Source organism: Pseudonocardia petroleophila, assembly GCF_014235185.1.
GTDB classification, from domain to species: Bacteria; Actinomycetota; Actinomycetes; order Mycobacteriales; family Pseudonocardiaceae; genus Pseudonocardia; species Pseudonocardia petroleophila.
This window is the reverse complement of record NZ_CP060131.1, coordinates 5728619-5746816: the sequence shown is the minus strand read 5'-3', so window position 1 is coordinate 5746816 and position 18198 is coordinate 5728619. Positions and strand designations below refer to the sequence as shown.

At 68.3% G+C, this 18198-nt stretch carries 14 protein-coding genes; 12 read left to right on the top strand and 2 right to left on the bottom strand.

Annotated features, from left to right (window positions below):
* Positions 1-72 precede the first annotated feature (72 nt).
* Together H6H00_RS28150 and H6H00_RS28145 are read right to left on the bottom strand one after the other, a co-directional pair.
* Positions 73-1512 (bottom strand): NACHT domain-containing protein, encoded by a 1440-nt coding sequence (locus H6H00_RS28150; RefSeq protein WP_185718673.1) that lies wholly within the window; start codon positions 1510-1512, stop codon positions 73-75.
* Positions 1513-1655: 143 nt separating this feature from the next.
* Positions 1656-2747 carry a hypothetical protein gene (locus H6H00_RS28145; RefSeq protein WP_185718672.1) on the bottom strand — a complete coding sequence of 364 codons (1092 nt, stop codon included), beginning with the start codon at positions 2745-2747 and terminating at the stop codon, positions 1656-1658.
* Between the two features lie 889 nt (positions 2748-3636).
* On the opposite strand from H6H00_RS28145, the gene H6H00_RS28140 reads away from it, so the two are divergent.
* The 12 genes from H6H00_RS28140 to H6H00_RS28085 all read left to right on the top strand — a co-directional run bounded on the left by H6H00_RS28140 (position 3637) and on the right by H6H00_RS28085 (position 17580).
* A complete protein-coding gene (locus H6H00_RS28140; protein WP_185718671.1) occupies positions 3637-4785 on the top strand; it encodes a DUF932 domain-containing protein in 1149 nt (382 codons plus the stop codon).
* An 83-nt stretch (positions 4786-4868) separates the two neighbouring features.
* Entirely contained in the window at positions 4869-6011 is a 1143-nt protein-coding gene (locus tag H6H00_RS28135; protein ID WP_185718670.1) for a hypothetical protein, read from the top strand.
* Between the two features lie 569 nt (positions 6012-6580).
* Positions 6581-8353, top strand: a complete 1773-nt coding sequence (locus H6H00_RS28130; protein ID WP_185718669.1) for a ParB/RepB/Spo0J family partition protein — start codon at positions 6581-6583, stop codon at positions 8351-8353.
* A gap of 65 nt (positions 8354-8418) precedes the next feature.
* Positions 8419-8850 carry a hypothetical protein gene (locus tag H6H00_RS28125; RefSeq protein ID WP_185718668.1) on the top strand — a complete coding sequence of 144 codons (432 nt, stop codon included), beginning with the start codon at positions 8419-8421 and terminating at the stop codon, positions 8848-8850.
* Between the two features lie 315 nt (positions 8851-9165).
* Complete coding sequence (locus H6H00_RS28120; protein ID WP_185718667.1) at positions 9166-9630, top strand: single-stranded DNA-binding protein; 465 nt, start codon at positions 9166-9168, stop codon at positions 9628-9630.
* 281 nt (positions 9631-9911) lie between these two features.
* A complete protein-coding gene (locus tag H6H00_RS28115) occupies positions 9912-10862 on the top strand; it encodes a bifunctional DNA primase/polymerase (RefSeq protein WP_255425405.1) in 951 nt (316 codons plus the stop codon).
* 285 nt (positions 10863-11147) lie between these two features.
* The gene (locus H6H00_RS28110; RefSeq protein ID WP_185718665.1) at positions 11148-11555 is read left to right on the top strand and encodes a hypothetical protein; all 408 of its coding nucleotides are present in this window, start codon (positions 11148-11150) and stop codon (positions 11553-11555) included.
* Between the two features lie 377 nt (positions 11556-11932).
* The gene (locus H6H00_RS28105) at positions 11933-12148 is read left to right on the top strand and encodes a hypothetical protein (protein ID WP_185718664.1); all 216 of its coding nucleotides are present in this window, start codon (positions 11933-11935) and stop codon (positions 12146-12148) included.
* Between the two features lie 572 nt (positions 12149-12720).
* A complete protein-coding gene (locus tag H6H00_RS28100; RefSeq protein ID WP_185718663.1) occupies positions 12721-14700 on the top strand; it encodes a KAP family P-loop NTPase fold protein in 1980 nt (659 codons plus the stop codon).
* Entirely contained in the window at positions 14700-15437 is a 738-nt protein-coding gene (locus H6H00_RS33040; RefSeq protein WP_185718662.1) for a Qat anti-phage system associated protein QatB, read from the top strand. Before H6H00_RS28100 ends, H6H00_RS33040 begins: the two co-directional genes overlap by 1 nt.
* A complete protein-coding gene (gene qatC, locus H6H00_RS28090; protein ID WP_221775687.1) occupies positions 15434-16804 on the top strand; it encodes a Qat anti-phage system QueC-like protein QatC in 1371 nt (456 codons plus the stop codon). The genes H6H00_RS33040 and qatC overlap by 4 nt, the downstream gene beginning before the upstream one ends.
* A complete protein-coding gene (locus tag H6H00_RS28085; protein WP_185718661.1) occupies positions 16801-17580 on the top strand; it encodes a TatD family hydrolase in 780 nt (259 codons plus the stop codon). The genes qatC and H6H00_RS28085 overlap by 4 nt, the downstream gene beginning before the upstream one ends.
* Positions 17581-18198: the final 618 nt, after the last annotated feature.

Sequence of the window (18198 nt, the reverse complement as noted above, 5' to 3'; positions counted from 1 at the left end):
CCTGCGTAGTAGTTAACGCGCCGCACCGTAGAATTGCGGCTGCCTGGTCGAGGATCTCGCGGTCCGCTCCGGTCACCGGAGCGGTCTCGATCTCGGCTGCGAACTCGTCCCAGTCCGGTCCGACGGCCGGAGCAAGACGGGATTGCGGTCCTTGCGCACGAGTCGCAATCCGCGGGTTGTCGGCCGGATGTGGACCTGGACCTCGGCAGCCTCCATCTCGTTCTGCTGCATGTAGTCGATGTTGAGTCGGGTGATCCTGGTACCGGCGAGGAGGTTGCGTATCTCATCGGCCACCGCGTTGCGCTGGGTCGAACCGGTGTCCGCGTATCGCATCAAGACACGCGTGATTGCGGGCAGGTCCGGCGGCTGGGGCTCGTGCAGCACAGTGAGGCCGAGCCGGAGGAGCCGGTTGCAGAAGATGGGCCACGCCCGGGCCATTCCGTCGTCAAGAAGGTCGAGCGCCAGACGCGGGCCCACGGGAGCGACACGTCCAAGTCTGCGTGGAGCTGCGTTGTCGATCGTGTCGACGAGGTCGATGATGCGGGGCAGAAGGTGGTCCTGCTTCTGGGCGAAGATCCGACCGGCGGCGAAGATCCATGTGTTGCGCCAGTGCGGGCTGGCGACTATGCGCCGCAGTCGCTCGGTGACATCGTCGAAGTCACCGTTCGTGAGATGCCGGGCGGCGCTCATTTCCTGTAGCGGACGCACGTCAAAACCGAAGCCGTGCTTGCCACGGGGGGCGATGAGGACCAGGCGATGCATGGCCGCGGTCAGGATCCGCTCGAGGAGGTCGTCGCCGGCCGCGCCGGGTTCGTGACCGGCGTCGGTGAGGTTGTCGCGGATGATGCGGCGCAACTCGTCCTCGCTGAGTGCGGCAAAGGAGCGGTCGCCGCCCTCGCTACGGCGTTGCAACTCGTAGCCGACGAGTTCGTGGAGCTTGGTGATCTGCGGTTCGCGGTCGAGCAGCAAGGTGCGCAGACTGGTCCGCTTGTTGCGTTCGCGGGTGAACACGGTGTTGTAGTAGCCCCAGAACAGGCTGAACCGGTCCGGTGCGAGGTTGCCGGCGCTGCTATCAATGATGATCGTGAGGATGAGCACCTGGAGCGGGGTGCGAAGCAGGTGTCGATAGGACTCTGACTCGGCGGCGTCGTTGAGCTGCCTGATCACGGCGGTCCGGCGCTCTTCGTCGTCGCGCAGCCGCAGGTTGGTGACAGCGGTGCCGTAGCTGATGGCCTCTTCCGGCGTGAGGTCGGCGAGGGACAGGGTGCGGAAGTGCGCCGGTGAAATGTTCTCGATATAGCCGAAGGGGCGTGTCGTAAGCAGGACGAACACGTCGCAATCGTCACCTTCCGCCTCGTTGACGAAGGAGATGACGCGCTCAATGACCGTTGCACGCACGCTCGGCTCGGTGACCTCGTCCAGGCCGTCGAGCACGACAAACCACGGCCACTCGGTCTGCCAGGCGTACATGGCCCGGGCGGTCACCGTACCGGTGTTGGAGGTGGCGGTCACCTTCTCGGCGATCCAGCGGATCAGCGTGTCGTCGATAAGGTGTCCGCGTTCTTCGGCGTACTCGGCCAGGTCGATTCTGATCGGCCAGCGCGGATGACGAGGCAGAGCCCGTCCGAATCGTGACAGTGCCTGCTGCGTGCCATCTATGACCGTGCTGTGATCAGCGCCCAGGTTCCGGCGTCCCGCAGCAACGCTGCGCGGTAGGCCTGCGTCAGCAGCCGGGAGATCGTCGTTTTGGGGTTGCCCGGATCGCCGGTCAAGATCAGGTGCCGCGGGGCGGGCGACGTACCCACGCCCGGCTTCAACACGTGATCGGCCTGGTCCAGCACTAAATTGATCAACGATCGACGGGTCGGGCCGTCGGGGTTGCCGGGCTCGTTGCCCAAAGCGTCGGCCCCCAGGACCGGCAGGTCGACGGCGACGTCGTGGACTTGGACCGACGAGCTGTCCCCGCCCGCCTCGGCGAAGTACAACTTCCCGTCGTTCAGCAGGGCCGTCCTGGCGTGACGGCGTAGTCCGTCCTCGAGCTCGTGCGTCGGCAACGTGTCGCTCAGGGCGGCCAGGTCGGCCAGTACATCGGGCACGCTCATCAGGGCCTTGAACGCCCGTCGGACATCTCCGTGAACGTTGAGTAAGGCGGATACGATCTTCCGGTCCCACAACCTGATCTTTTCGATCTTCCGCAGACGCTGCAGCTTGCGGCGACGAGCAGCCGCCGATTGCGTATTCGCGTCCCGGGACGAACCGGCTAAGGCGTCCCCGTACTCGGTGATCTTCCGCAGCAGGTAGTCGTGCCCGCCAGTCTCCGGTGTCGGCGTCAGCGCGACGTTGGTGATGAACACCAACTGGCGAGGTGTCCGCCGTCGGCCAGCTGACGTCGTCACCCACAGCTCAAGCTCCTTGCGCACCTCCGACCACAGCCAGGCCGCGTTGTCCTGCGGGCGCGCTGCGAGAACGGCCTTCTGCTTGACCTGGAAGACGGTGTAGTCGGTCCAGATCTCCGAGGCGGCTGGATCGTCGCTGCGCACTTGGTGATCGCCCGGATCGCTGTCTGTGTGTGCTCGCGGATCGGACCAGGTGTGGGTGCCCTCGACGTACATGTCGCGACCGCCGTCGCGACCCGCGCCCATCACCTGGACTTCCGGACCGAACACGGCGACGGCCAGACTTGCTGAGAGGTCCTGGAAGCCCGAGGTCCCGAGCTGCTCGAGGTCATAGGTCACCTCGGAACGCACCTGGCCTTCCTGGGCTCGCCATCCGAGACGGCCCCCGAGAGGACCGTACCGAGAATCGCGACGACGACCGGTCATGTCGACGCGTGTCGTCCTCGCCACAGGTGGTTCCGGCGATATTCGGGCTTGGCGACCGGGTCGTCGTCACGCTGGGCCACACGATCATGCGTGTCGCGGTCGTCGCCCAGCGGGTGCGGGCGGCGTGGGGTCATCCGGGTGGCGACGCACGGCACACCGCTACGCCGCGAGGATCTCGGGTCTGATGTCCGCGTGGGGGTTGCTGCTGCTCGTGCCGCCGCAGCTGCCGCAGGCCAGGGTTCCTGCGCGTGTGGTGTGCGATCTGCTGGTGGCGGGTTGGACGCAGCCCGTGGCGCGCTGGGCAAATGCAGGAGCGCTACGCCCTGCCCATGATCATGATGCTGGGGTGGGTCGATGCTCGCCGCCAGTTGCGGCGAGCGCGCCGGTTCTGGCCTGCACGTCCACCTGAGTCGGGCTGTCGCGGTCGACCTGCTTACTGCTCGCGTGAACCCGCGCAGGCCGGGATCGACCACAACCAGACGGGGGAGGCGCGTGCGTCGGTTGGGCCAGATCGACGAGGTGCCCGCCGGGTTCCCGGAGGAAGCAGCGGGTCCCCCACCGGATGGGGCATTCGACTCTGCCCGGCGTCGTCGCTCGCTGCGAAGGGCCACAGCACCCGCCCGATGCGAGCGATACCGCCCCGTCACCGGGGGCTGACGCGGACACAGACGTACAGCGGTCCCGCGTCGATCGAGCGAGAGCTTGGGTCCTCCGCGCTCGCGCCGCCGTCGGGCCGTGCAGTCGTGCCCCACCCGGTGGATGGGGTCGCCGTGTCGATCCGCGCGGCGCATCGGACCTCACTCTCGGAGTTGTCATGACCACGCCCGACACGATCCTCACCACCCGCAACGCCACCGTCGCCGACCTCGTCGCGCTGCTGCAGGCCCAACACGCCGCGAAGCTCGACGTCGTCGCCCCCGCCCGACACCTACTCGCCGAGAACGGCCATCTGCGGTTGATCGGGGTCGGCGAGCCCCGGCTCACCCCGGACGGTGTGACGGTGGGGGAGACCGTGCTGCGCCCGACCGCGACAGCCGACGCCGGGATCGCCGACAAGCTCGGCATCCCGCTGCCCTACCTGCGCCGGCTACGCGCGGAGCAGATCGGCCTCTACGACGCCAACGTCAACACCTGGCTGGCCGACTACCCGGACCGCCGCTTCCTGGTCCGCGGCCTGCACAACCCGGACGGCGGGACCGGGGTGGCGCGGGCGTTCCTGTCGGACTCCTACCGCATGGTGGACAACCTCGACGTCCTCATGGCCGGACTGGAGGGCATCCGCAGCGCCGGCGTGCCGGTCGACATTGCCAGCTGTGACCTGACCGAGCGCCGAATGTACGTGAAGGTCCGCGCCCCGCAGGTCGCCGAGTACGCCCCCGACCTGCTGGCCGGTTACCGCAGCCCGTTCACCGGGGCGCGGGGTGCGGATAACCCGGTGGTGTTCGCCGGGTTCGTGGTGTCGAACTCCGAGACCGGGCACGGCTCGTTCTCGCTGACCCCGCAGCTCACCGTCCAGGTCTGCGACAACGGCATGACCCTCACGAAGGATGCCGTCCGCGAGGTCCACCTGGGCGGGCGGCTGTCCGACGGGGTGGTGCGCTGGTCGGCCGACACCCAGGACGCGGTGCTCGATCTGGTCGTGAAGCAGGCCCGCGACGCCGTGGCCACGTTCCTGGACCATGGCTACGTCCGGGCGAAGCTGGCCGAGATCACCCGCGCCGCCGGGGTCGCGATCAGCGATCCGGCCGCGACGTTGGAGCACGTCGGGAAGGCGCTGCGGTTCACCACCGAACAGCAGGCCACGATCCTGGCCCACTTCATCTCCGGCTCCGACATCACCTCCGGCGGTGTCCTGCACGCAGTCACCTCGGTCGCGCAGACCCTCGCCGACGCCGACGCCGCCCATGACCTGGAGCGCCAGGGGCTGCGCGCGATGACCCTGGCCGCCGCCCACGCCGCATAGCCACGCCACGGGGCCGGGCCCGGGCGAGCCTGCCGGGACCGGCCCCGCCTCATCAGCTTCATCTCCGAGAAAGGACCACCGCAATGACCCCCATGCCGCCGCACGTGAGCTCGTTCCCGACGATCCCCGCCGGGCAGTTGCGCGTCGGAGACCTCATCCACCAGCCCAACCACGGCGCCGCCACGTACGTTCTGGTGGCCCGCGTCGCCGTGGTCGACGACCTGGTGCATCTGATGGTGTACGACACCGCACATCCCGACGTCACCCCGGCGAGCTACCCACCGGACAACCGGGTGCTGCTGGCGTGCCGCGACCTGATCGAACCCGACGACGGGCTCCGGGCGTGGACCGACGCGAGCTGGCGCCGCGCGCACCGGCGCGGGGCGGCGATCGCGCTGATGGACCAGATTCGGGCCCGGAGCGTCGGCCTGCCCCCGGTGGTCGGTGTCGACGACGAGATCGACCGGTTGCGCGGGCGTGACCCGCTCCCGCCGCGGGTGGTGCCCGCCGCCGAGCTGGCCGGCCTGCTGGCCGGGCAACAGCTCGACGAGCGCCTGGTCCTGGATGTCGACCAGCCGGGGGTACGAGCCGTGCTCGCCTTGTTCGTGCAGCTCAAGAGCGTCGAGCAGGTCGACGGGTCGTGGAACGGCGGGGACGTAGTCGCGATCGTCTGCGAGTGGTTCGCTCGGCTGGGAGTCGACCCGGACCGAACGGTCGGCCAGTTCGACGGCCGCGTGATCACAGCCGCCCCGGCCCCCAGCGGGGGAGAGCACCCCCTGGCCGGCGGCGCGACGCGCGAGACAGCCGATGAGCCGCCCGAAGTCGCGGACGGGTACGCCGTGGTCGATCTGGACCGGATCGCCGAGCTGGTCCGCGCTGTGGGCGTCGACTGTGTGATCGACACCCCGGGTGGTGGGGTCGCGGTGTTGCTGGCCGGCGCACCGACCGAGGACCCGGTGTGGGCGTTCCCGTGGGCGGTGCAGGCCGGGCCGGGCCGGTTCGCCTGGGACGGGCCGTCGCTGGCTTCGACCCGGGACCTGCGGGTCGGCCCGGATGCCGCCGACCGTGCCGCCGCCGTGCTGGTGCGGCAGGTCGGCGCGGAGACCGAGGAGCAGATCGCCGACCTGATCGTCACCCGGACTCGGCGCCGGGGCCTGGATGGTCGGGCTTCGATGAGCGACCACTCGGCGGAGCATCCACCGGTGGCGGATGCCGGCGGGCGGTAGGACCAGCGGACTGGCGCTCGGCCGACGTGACCCCACACCTCGGCCGAGCGTGTCAGCCGCCGAGACCTCGGCATTCACCACGTTCCGGCACAGCCGCAGCGGTAAGGCCACCGGAACGTCGGTCGGGCCGGCATCGCCTGTGAACGGCCATCGCTCACATGCCCGGACCCGGCGCCTGCGCCGTTGGCGCAGCTACAGCGGGGTGAACAGTTGGACGGCGGGCTTCGTGAGCAGGACGATGTCGACCGAAGTGGCGCCATGCTGCTTATTGATCAGGGTGCCGCCACTCCCGGTCATCCGATGTCGGCGCGGGGGCGCCCGGGTGCGAGGCGCCGCACTCTGGCACGCCGGCCCGCGGCCACGGCCGATGGACCCGGCCGTCGCCATCGGAGTGAACCGTCGTTCAGTCGACCCGGGCCGGTCACCTCTGGCCGCCGCCGGTCCACCCTGACTGGCGTAGCCGGAACCCCCGCCCGCCGCGGACGGCGCTGCCCTGGACGAGTGCGCCCCGCACCGGGGCGCCCAAACCGCTGGAGCCGCGCTCCGGCCAACCCTCCCAGGAGCCAGCCGTGACCCTCACCGCCAAACCCGACCAGACCACCACCGACATCGCACAGTTCGACGAGCTGCCGGCCATCGACGACCGGCACGCCGCCGAGACGACCGCCGACGCTGTCACCACTGCCGGCGCCGAGACCGAGCGGGCCGACGCCGACACGTCCAACAGCCACGACGACGAGCCGGTGGGCGAGTTGCTGCGTGTCGATCCGCGGACGCTGATCATCGGCCAGAACGTGCGCCGCGACGTCGCGCTGGACAAGCCGTTCCTGCGCTCGATCGCCGACCGCGGCGTCCGCGAACCGATCATCGTCCGCCGCGACGACCAGGGCGCGCTGGTCGTGCGCAAGGGCAAGCGCCGCACCCTGGCCGCGGTCGAGACCGGCCGCGACAGCGTCCCGGTGCTCGTCGAGCCCGGCCGGCCCGGCGATGACCCGGATGCCGATGACCGTCGCGAGGTGATCGACCGAATCGTCGACCAGCTCGAGGAGAACCACCACCGGGCCGGGACCAGCGAGGTCGACGAGGTCCGCGCGCACCAGCAGCTGCTCGACCTCGGGCTGACCGCGGGGCAGATCGCCCGCCGCACCCACGTCCCGACCGCCCGGGCGAAGCAGACCACCACGGTCGCGCGTAGCGAGATCGCCACCGCGGCGATGGAGCGCTACGACCTGACCCTCGACCAGGTCGCCGTCATCGCCGAGTTCGACAGCCCCGACGGACCGGACGTCGAGGCGGTCAAGGCGCTCACCGTGACCGCGGCCAAGGAGCCCGCCCAGTTCGCGCACGTCGCCCAGCGGCTTCGCGATCAGCGCGCCGACGCTCGCCAGGTCGCCGACACCGTCGCCGAGCTGACCAAACAGGGCGTGCGTGTCCTCGATCCAGACAACACCGGCGGTGCGGCGCAGATCAGCGGGCTGCGGCTCGACGCGCAGACACCCAGCGGAACCGAACTCGACCCCGACACCCACGGCGGGTGCCCCGGCCACGCGGCCACCGTCGAGGTGCACCGCGGATGGGACCGAGAGCCGCGGCTCAAGGTCGTGCACTGGTGCACCGCCGCCGACGAGCACGGCCACGTCGCCCGCTGGGGCCGTGTCGCGCCGACCGACAGCGCCGGCGGCGACGGGGGCGACGGGGGCGACGGCGCGACGGCACGCGAGCTCGCCCTCGCCGCCGAGCAGGCCAAGGCCGAGCGACGCCGGGTGATCGCGAACAATCGCGACTGGGCCTCGGCCGCCGCGGTACGCCGTGACTGGATGCGCGGCTTCCTCTCCCGACGTACCGCCCCGCGCGATGCCTTGTCCTACATCGCGTCGACGCTCGCGCATGCCGGGCACGACCTGCGCCGGGCGATGGAGTCCGGGCACCCCACCGCCTGTGAGCTGCTGGGCCTGGCCCCGACCGGGACCGTCTACGCCGCGCGGCCCAACCCGATCGAGGACCTCGCCGCCACCGCCACCCCGGTCCGGGCGACCCTGCTGAGCCTCGCCGTACTGCTCGGCGCGGCCGAAGACGCCACCAGCCGCCAGACCTGGCGTGACCCGTCCGCGGAGAACCGCAGCTACTTCGCGGCGTTGCGTGGTTGGGGCTACCCGCTGTCCCCGGTCGAGCAGCTCGTCCTCTCTGACACCGACGCAACCCTCGTCCAGCGCACGGACAGCGCATCCGGCGATGGCAGGGCGCGCGGCGCCGATGAAGACGTCGCCACCGCGGCCGAACCGGAAGGCGAGGACGGCACCCCGGCTGCGGAGGCCACTGCCGAGGTCGCATCCGCCGGCTGACGCACCGCCGGGTGGGGCCGTGCGCCGCGGCCCCACCCGGCCCTCGACCGGAGGGAGAACCGGCGATGCCCAGCGATTGCTTCACCCCATACGACTGGAGCCGCAGCTTTCTGCTGCCCGCCCACGTGCACAGCAACATTGCGCTGCGCGGTGATGTCGGCATGCTTGGCGCCCATAACGTCGCCCGAGGCCTGCTCGTCGAGACCTGCCGCCACAGCGGCGCGCACCCGGCCGGCCTGCACTACGCCGAGACCGTGCTGGACGGCGGCGCGATCGTCATCGTCGACGTCACCGCGACCGCGCACCTGCCCATCGGCGAATTGCTCACCGTGCACACCAGCGCCCGGCACCGCCGCCACGGTGATGCGCGCGACGGCGACTGGTCGATCAGCGTCGACGGTGTGGCATATCCCAACGACGACCACAGATGTCCGCCGTCCCCGCCGATGCAGGGCTGGATCGTCCACCGGCTGGCGCGCCGACCCACGTCGGGCTGACCGGCCCGCAGCTGGAGCGCATCGTCCGTCCATCGGTCGCGTGTCACGACCGTGTGTTCGCCGGTGGCGTCCTGGGGCACGGCGTGGGCAGGAGACGCCCGAAGGTCAGCACACCGTGGGCGGGGCGAGCGGCGATGAACCCCGGCCCGGTCCGACCGGGTGGGACAGGCCTCGCTGCGCTCGGACGCCTGGCGGCGTTCCCACCCCGCTCGGACGAGCCCGGAACCCCCGCCCTCCCTGCGGGACCCCGCCCGCGGCGTGCTGAGGCCAGGGCCGCGTCACCCATTCACCACCGAGCACCAGGGAGCCATCGTCATGAACAAGATCACCGTCCACGGCAACCTCACCGGTAAGCCCGAACTGCGCCACTCCCGCTCCGGGGTCCCGGTCGCCACGTTCACCATCGCGGCGAACCGGCGCCGCCTCAACCGCCAGACCGGGAACTGGGCCGATCTGCCCGCGGTGTTCCACCGGGTCGTGTGCTTCAACGCCCTGGCCGAGAACGTCGCCGCGAGCCTGGACAAGGGCACCCCGGTCGCGGTCACCGGCGAGTTCGCCGACGACAGCTACAAGCGCGAGGACGGCACCTCCATCCGTCGGATCCAGATCGAGGCCGCCGACGTCGCTGCGAGCCTGCGCTACGCCACCGCCACCCTGGTCCGCAACCCGCGCGCGGCCACCGCCCCGGCGCCCGAGGGCGAGCCGCCGACCGCGGACAGCGACACCACGCCCGACCACGACGCCGAGCGGCCCGCCCTCGAACTCGTCGGGTCCGACTGAGCGACAGCCGGTGGGCCCGGACCACGGCGGTCCGGGCCCACCGGCACGCACACAGTCCGACGTAGTCGGGGCCTCCCCGCGTCGCCGTCGCACCGTGCCCACGAGCACGACCACGCGCCAGCCACGCCACGACCACACGCCGCGGCCACGGTGTGGCGCGCGGCCCGCGCCCGCGGGCCGTCCCGGTGCTCCGACGCGAGGAGGACAACCCGATGCACGACCGCATCCGACAGGAGCCCGGCCGACCGACTGCCGCGCACCGCGACGCTCGAGCGGCCCCGTTGGGCACCGGCCTTCGGCACGGCGCTCGGGCGCCGGCCGTATCGGCGGAGCCGCTCGGGCGGCTCGCTCGGGCCGCGCTGCATGCGGCCGGTCTCGGGTGGCCGGTGTTCCCGGTCCGGCCGCGCGCGAAAGTCCCGGCGATCACCGGTTGGGAGGACGCGGCGACCACCGATCCCGACCAGATCACCGAGTGGTGGTTACGCCCGTGGAACATCGGACTCGCGACCGGAAGGGCGGGCCTGCTGGTCGTCGACCTCGACCGCGACGGCCTTGACCCGCCAGGGGAGTGGGCCGGTTTGCGCGACGGCGCCGAGGTCCTCGCCCGCCTGGCGGCCGCTGCCGGGGAGCCGCTCCCGGTCACGTACACGGTGGTGACGCCGTCCGGTGGGCGGCACCTGTACTTCCACCAACCAAACGGCGCGACCCTGCGCAACACCCAGGGTGCATTGGGCTGGTGCATCGACACCCGCGGTCACGGCGGGTACGTGCTCGCCGCCGGGTCCCGCCTGACCGCCGGCTCCTACCGTGAGCTTCGGCGCCCCGTCGTACAGCTGCCCTGCTGGCTGGCCGCCGCCCTCACCCCTCGACCCGAGTCCAACTCTCCGGCCACGACGAGCTTGTACGTCGACGAGCTCGCGCTGTCGGGTTGGCGCGCCCAGGCTTACCTGCGGGCGGTCGTCGAGGGGGAGCGGCGCAACGTGGCCGCCGCACTGGTCGGGCAACGGCACTGCACGCTGCTGCGGGCCGCGCGCCGGCTCGGGCAGTGGGTCGGCGGCGGCGCCCTCACCGCTCACGAGGCCCGTGCCGTTCTCACCGACGCCGCCAACCACTTCCTCGGGGTCGAGGGCTACACCGCCCGGCAGGTCGATCGCGACATCACCGACGGCCTCGCGTACGGCGCCCGACGGCCCCGCCATCGACTCCCGCACCTCATCGCTGCCGACGAGTGATCCGGTCGCGCGCCCCGGGGCTGTCGGGGTTGGGTCCGCCGACAAGCCAGCACACCGGCTGCGGTGGCCCCGGTCCGAGGCGGCGGCACGGGCCTCGCTCCGCTCGGACGCCTGCCGGCATTGCCCCCGCTCGGAGGAGCCCGACCCGGACCGTCCCTACGGCACCCGCGCCGGCGTGGTCGGGGCGCCGGCGGCGTTCCCACCCGACCGCACGCCCCGGAGACCCGCCATGTCCGCACCCCACCGCCCCGCTCGACGCCGCTACGCACCCGTCGTTCGGGCGGCGTGACACTCCTCGTCAGCACCGCGCTGGTGAACTTCAGCTGGTCCAACGATCACAAGCCCGACCTGTCCGAGGTCCTGGCCGCCCTCGGCCCTGGCCGCCGCTGGACCCGGTCCCGCCGCACCGACGCACCGGCCGCGGGCGAACCGGGCGGACAGCTTGCTCGACCGCCAGCCGTCAGCACGACTCGATACGACGATCTTGACGACGGTGGGCCCTTCGACGCTGCGAACCTCGACCACGACGCCGCCCGACGGTTCCTGGACCTCGCCCTCGACGGCAGCTTCGGAGACCACTACCGGCGCGCCGCCGAACTCGGCACCGCCCTGGCCGTCGAGCACGGGTTCGGCGACGACCCGCAGCGGGTCGCCGAAGCGATCGTCGTCTTCGTCGACCCCCGCCACCGCTGACCGCGAAAGGAGTGCGGAACGGGACCAGCTGGCCGTCAACCTCCGGGTGTCGGGAGTCGCCGGATCCCCCCGTGGCTGATCCGTGGTTGCTCTGAACACCCTGCGCGTCGAGATGGTGCCGGCGAGCAGTGACTGGACGTGCCTCCGGCGCACGGCACCGATGGATCGCCCCGAGGGTCAGCACACCGCGGTGGGGCGAGCGGCGATGAACCCGAGCCCATCCGACCGGGTGGGGCAGGCCTCGCTGCGCTCGGACGCCCTGACGGGCGTTCCCACCCGGTCGGACGAGCCCAGAACCCCCGCCGGCCCTGCGGGCCCCCACCCCGGCGCGCTGAGGCAGAGCCGCGTTCCAGCGACACCGAGCACCGGAGGCCCTGATGACCACCACCCGCGAGATCACCGAGACCGACACCCGCGCCACCCGCCTACAGGCCCTCGAAGCCCAGATCTGCCAGGCCCGCGACGATCTCGCCTACGCCGCCGCGAACGCCGACATCGGGTACGCCCTCAGCGCCACCGAACAGCTCGCGACCCTGTTGCAGCACACCCTGCAGGAACTCAACTGCCTCGCCGGCGAGGTCAGCCCGCGCTGACCCTCTACGGCCGGGTCCGCTCCGGTGGAGCGGACCCGGTGGCCGTCGGACCTCCCTCGTGACAAGAACGCCGCCTCCCTCGTCGCCCAGCGCGTAATCGCAGCTCAGAGCCTGTTGACGTTGCTCCGCGTCCGTGAAGATCCAGACAGATCCGGGCCCGTAGTCATCCGGTTAGTCACCCAGTTGTTCATCTCAAACGCGGTCTGTGTCGTGGTGACCCGCTGCACATCGTGGCTGAATCGTGGTTGATGCGTAGCTGCGCCAACTTCGACCTGGGCGCCTGGGCAACCGCGCGGCCGGTAGAGCCGTCTCTCTGCAGGTTGGGGTTGGGGCACTCCATGTCGACCTCGATTGCTCGGACCGCGTCGGCACAGAAGCCCGCCGTCCGCTGGCGGCCGGCTTCCTGCTGCAGGCCGAACCTTTGAGACTCGACGTGTGCCAGTAACAGCGGCTGGGTCGGCGCCGATATCACGTCTAGTGATGTAGCGCACACCCTCCGACGTCATGCTTCGACGCCGTTCAGCATCTGACGGCCTTGACGTCGCCGACTGCAGAGTGAGACTTACAGGCCTATGTGGGCAGACAACGAGACCGAGGTCGATCTGCTGGGGTTCGATTTCCTGGTCGACACGCTGTTAGTCGCGTTGACAGAGCCAAGACTCCTGCCGCTCACCGTCGGCCTGCTGGGTGACTGGGGGTCAGGCAAGTCCAGCCTCATGCGCATCACGAGACAAGAGCTGTGTAGTGCTCACGAGACCGACGAGTCCGGCTCGCGATACGTGTGCGTCGATTTCAGCCCCTGGCAGCACGAGGATTACAGCGATGTGAAAGTCGCCCTCATGACGGCCGTGCTCGATGCGGTCGCTGGACACGTTGATGAGACTCACCAGGAACAAGTCTCGCTGCTTCGGCGGTTTCTTCGCGGCTTTGGGCGGTGGGGACGGCGAGGGGGGCGTGTCGCTCTCGCTGCAGGGCAGGTAGCCGGTCCGCTCGTGCTGCCGGCAGCGGGCCTCGATCCGGGTGTCCTTGAGGTCGCTACAGCGGGTATGACCGCTGTCGCAGGAGAAGCAGGAAAGATGCTCGAAGATCCAGCCGTCGCTTCCGATGCGCCAGCACGTGACGAGGTCGTTGATGCAGGCCAGTTCCGCTCGGAGTTCAGGAAGCTGGTCAAGGACCTCAATAACGTCGATGCGGTAGTTGTCTTCATTGACGACCTCGACAGGTGTCTGCCTGAAACCGTGGTAGACACCTTCGAGGCAATCCGGCTATTTCTCAATACCCCGAAGACCGCTTATGTTCTGGCTGCAAATCAGGCCGTCGTTCAGACCGCGATCGATTCTCGCTATCCAGACCTGCGGCGCTCCGACGGCACGGGGATCGGCGCGGACTACCTAGAGAAGATGCTGCAACTCAAGGTCGCGATCCCGTCGCTATCTGCTCCGGAAGCGGAGACTTACACCAACCTGCTGCTGGCCGAACTACGTCTTAACGAAGAGCAATTCGACACAGTACTGCAGGCTACTCGTCGGCATCGCCTCGGGGGCAACTTGCAAGTCGCGTTTAATCTCGGAGTCGCAGTCGAGGCGCTTGACGAGGTTCCTGATGATTTGGTAGCCGACTTGGGCTGGGCAACAAGCATTTCTGAAGTCCTTGGAGCAGGACTGCGAGGAAATCCCCGGCAGCTCAAGCGATTCCTAAACAACTTGATGCTCAGGCACCGAAGCGCGCAGCGCCGACAGCTCACCCTCGATCTACCGGTACTTGCTAAGCTCATGGTGCTCGAAGAGCAGCACCTGACCGACTTCCAGCGCTTGTTCGACTGGCAGCTAACCGCTGCGGGGCCAATTCCGGAGCTCGCGGCAGCTGAGTCGACCGCAGGTTCTGACGACTCCTCCTCGCCTGACCCGGATGCCCACTCGACAGGGCAGTCTGAGACCAGCGCCGAAGCAGACATAGTACTCGATACTGAGGGTGCGACCGACGATCGGAGCGCCTCGTCGGTCAGCGACGACGTGCTTAGCTGGACTAAAAAGACTCACGTGCAGAAATGGCTGCGCCTTGAACCGCTACTCGGCGGTATCGACCTGCGGCCCTACTTCACATACTCTAGAGACAAACTGACACTCGGTGTCGCTGTAACGCGCCTTTCACCCCACCTGCAAGAGATGCTATCGAAACTGCAATCCGACGCTGAGGCGCTTCGACGACTCACATGCACAGAGGTTGGTCAGCTTCCCGAAACGGAACGGGCGCAACTGCTTGATGCACTCTTGGATGCAGTTCTCAGAAACCCTGCCGGCACGGGCTTCCTCGCGGCGATCGAACTCGCAGAACGAGTGCCTGATACGGTGTCGGCGGTATGTGCAATGCTAATGAAGGTCCCGCCGCAGGCCGTAGGCCCTGCTCGGGCTGCGCAGGCCGTGCAGCGTCTCCCCGCTGGCGACGCTGCCGTGGTGGAACTGTTGGCGCGATGGGAGAGCAGCGAAGCTCCCGGCCTTAGGGCAATGATCGCTAGCGTCCGCGAGGGCAAGAGGCGTGGCGGACGCCGCTGATGGGTACGTCGGCGGACCGGACGGCCGGTCGCGGGGGCGCGTGGACTCCGCTTAAGCACGCCACTGCCTCCTACGTGCGTGGCCTAGCCGCTGGCTCACCCGGCACACGGACCTACGCAGAGCGAGTACTAGCTCGCCACGTCCCCGTGCTCGGAGGGGCATCGGGTGCGACCTCCGGGGCGCGTGCAGGCCGTACAGGCATCCAGCGACTTGGAGCGCTACTTGCAGGCGTAGGCCAAACGAACCTGGGCGATGCGCTGACTTCGCTAGGACTGGCCGATTTGGTTGGGCGCGAGCGGTTCGACGTGCTCGACGAGCTGATCACCTTCGTTGCTGGCGACGGCAACGACTTGGACGCTCAAGCTGCCCGGGATGCTGCATGCGACGTCTTGGATCAGATCTTCGGTGACGCCGACACCTGGGCAGAGCTGACCGACACTGCAGGCACCGTTGTCAGCCGTGACGGCCTTGTGATGCTGTTGGAGTCGTTCCTTGCCCGGTACGTGTACAACAGGGTGCCGGTCATCGCCGAGCGACTCAATCGCATGACCGATCCTCAGATGGTGCAGCGCGCCGACGACGAGATGCGCCAGATCATTGCGGTGATGGTGTCGGTCAGGATTCCCTCCGACCCGTTCGCCGTGGACTGGGCTGGGTCTGAAGGTCAGCAGATCGCCGATGACGCGGTTCGCCTGACGTACGAGGCCCTGCAGGGCCTGGACGGAGACGCGCAGTGACACAGTTCCTGATCCGGACCGACATGGCCACACCCGTTGACGAGCCCGAGGAAGTCCAGTTCCTCGACTGGGCCCCGTCCCGCACCGCTGCGACGCTTCAGACCGGAGACACTGGACAGGAGTTCTTCGCCGGTTGGCGGCCACCCAGGCAGGCCGCTGATCTTCTGCTGTTCGGTGCGGCTGTGTACTGCGCGGACAAGACAACGCTTCGTCGGCAGACTGTCGACAGCTGGACGCGAGAGATTACTGTGCGTCTCCCCGTCGCCGATGTGGCCGTGTGGGTGAATGCTAATTTCGCATCAGCGATGAACTTCCTCACAGGTGACCGCTGGTCCATCGATCCCTACCAGTCCGCCAAAGACCCGGTCACCGACGTCCCCGGTGTTCCCATTCTCGACCGAGCGGTTGGTCTTGGCGTTGACGGAGTGTGCCTGTTCTCTGGGGGTTTGGACTCGTTGTGCGGCGTAATCGATCTATTGGAGGAGGATCTACACCGTCGCCTGTGCCTGGTGTCTCACAATGAAGGCGGCCAAGCCTCTACAGCTCAAAAAGTCATTTTTGACGAACTCACCGCGCACTACGGCACCGACCGCATCGTTCGACGTGCACTCTACCTGCGACCAGCGCCGGCGAATAGTTCTCAAGCACGTCCACTTCCAAGAAGTCGGGAGAATACGACGCGCTCCCGGTCGATGCTGTTTCTATCAACTGCTCTTGCTCTTGCTGCGGCAAGCGGACCCGATACACCCGTATACGTGCCGGAGAACGGATTCATCGGTGTGAATGTGCCGCTGACCCGCGCGCGCGTTGGCAGCGCCAGTACCCGGACGACGCACCCACATTTCATGCAACAGCTCGTCAAGGGCGCGGCCGCAATTGGCGTTCAGAATCCGGTGCTCAACCCGTACCGGTTTCGCACAAAAGGTGAGATGCTCGCCCATTCTCGTAACCCCGCGCTGCTCAGGCGGCTAGCGGGGCAGAGCGTGTCCTGTTCCCATCCGGAGACCGCCCGTTACGTCGGCCGCAAACAGGGAAACTGCGGGTACTGTTTTCCGTGTTTGATCCGGCGCGCCTCGCTGGCGCACGTCGGGTGGGATGACGAGCAGTACGCCTGGGACATATTTGACGAGCAGGATCAAGAGGTTCTCCTCGATCGAGGACGAGTCCGAGGATCGGACCTCCGCGCGGTACTCGCCGGTGTTCTGACTGAACGACCCGACCGCGACCTTCTGCGTAATGGCCCAATCCCGCGTGGCGAACGCTCAGCGTTTACCAGTGTATGGCGCCGCGGCCTCACAGAACTGCGTGCTTGGCTTATTGCCGACGCACGTGGTGAGCTAGGACAGCTCGTTAGGGCTCTGAGGTGACCGCCACGCTCATCGACACTCATTGCCACATCGACGCCTACAATGACCCGGTGTCCGTGCTCGACCAAGCCGCCGCCCGTGGAGTTCAGATCGTAGCGGTGACAGAAGGCCCGGGGGCCTATCGACGACTCCGCACCCGACTTGGCCGTCGCGAGGGGGTGCATGTCGCGCTGGGATTCCACCCGTTGCGCGTAGGAAACGTCGCACCATACGATCTCGCACGGTTCTTTCGACTACTTCCACAGACCTCATGGATCGGAGAGATCGGCCTAGATTTCTCTCGCTCGGGGGTGGCCACCAAGAAGCAACAACTCAAGGTCTTCGAAGCCATACTCTCAGACCCACAAGTTCGGACACGTCCGCTCACAGTCCACAGTCGCGGCGCCGAACGAGAAACCGTCGCGAGGCTCGCGCAGGCGCAAGTGAATGCCATCCTCCATTGGTACACAGGCCCGCTTTCAGTTGTCGACGACGCGCTCGCCGCTGGCCTGTGGTTTTCCGTCAACCCCGCGATGACGCGTTCCGCGAAAATCGCCGCAGTCCTGCAGCGAATTCCCGCCGAACGTGTTTTGCTGGAAACCGACGGACCTTATTCCAGGTGTAATAATCGACCAACGGTCCCGGTCGACATCAAAACTACTGTTCGACATCTTGCGCAACTTTGGGGCATTTCGAGTGAAGACGCCGAAGCGACAATCTCAAGAAATCAACAAGGGTTGCTAGGTCGCGACACGACCGTTCGCAGCGTTGAGCCGGGTCTGGGCCAGAGCGATTAACCGCGCCAACAGTCCAGTGGACTGACGCTGGTGAGCGCAAGGGAGACCCGCCGTGCACGCTCAATCGTGGGAGCTGCAGTTCGACACGCATGTGCAGTCCGGCTACGTGGTACTACACGATCGATGGTCGGTGAGTCGCTGGTTCTTGGGAGCCGGGCTGAACTCCCGCGCTCCTCCAGTGGAGGCCGCACGGGTCCGCGAGAAGTGCTGCAGGTCGTCCGGGAGCCACTAGTTCGTCTTCGCCCCTCCGAAGCTTGGCGGCCATGTGAGGCGCCAGTCCCCGCATCACTTGCCCCCTCTCTGGGCGCATGTAGAGCGCTTCTGCCACTGACTGACGATGACATGACGCTGCCGTGGAGTCCTGGTGCCAGGACTTACCTGACTCGAGCGGGGCCATGGAACCGGAACCCCTCTACTTTACGGGCAGCGAGATATCGCCCTTGCGAGTCTTCGACGGCGTGGTCGATGCGTGGTCACCGCGGAACGGGGGCGTTCCTTGGTCGGCGCTGCCGCGCACCGCACCAAGCGGTGCACCTGCTGATCGAGCGGGCTCGACTACGCATGTGAGTGTGCCGGTCGCGCCGGTGACCACGCTGCCGCAGCGCCCGGATGGTGCCA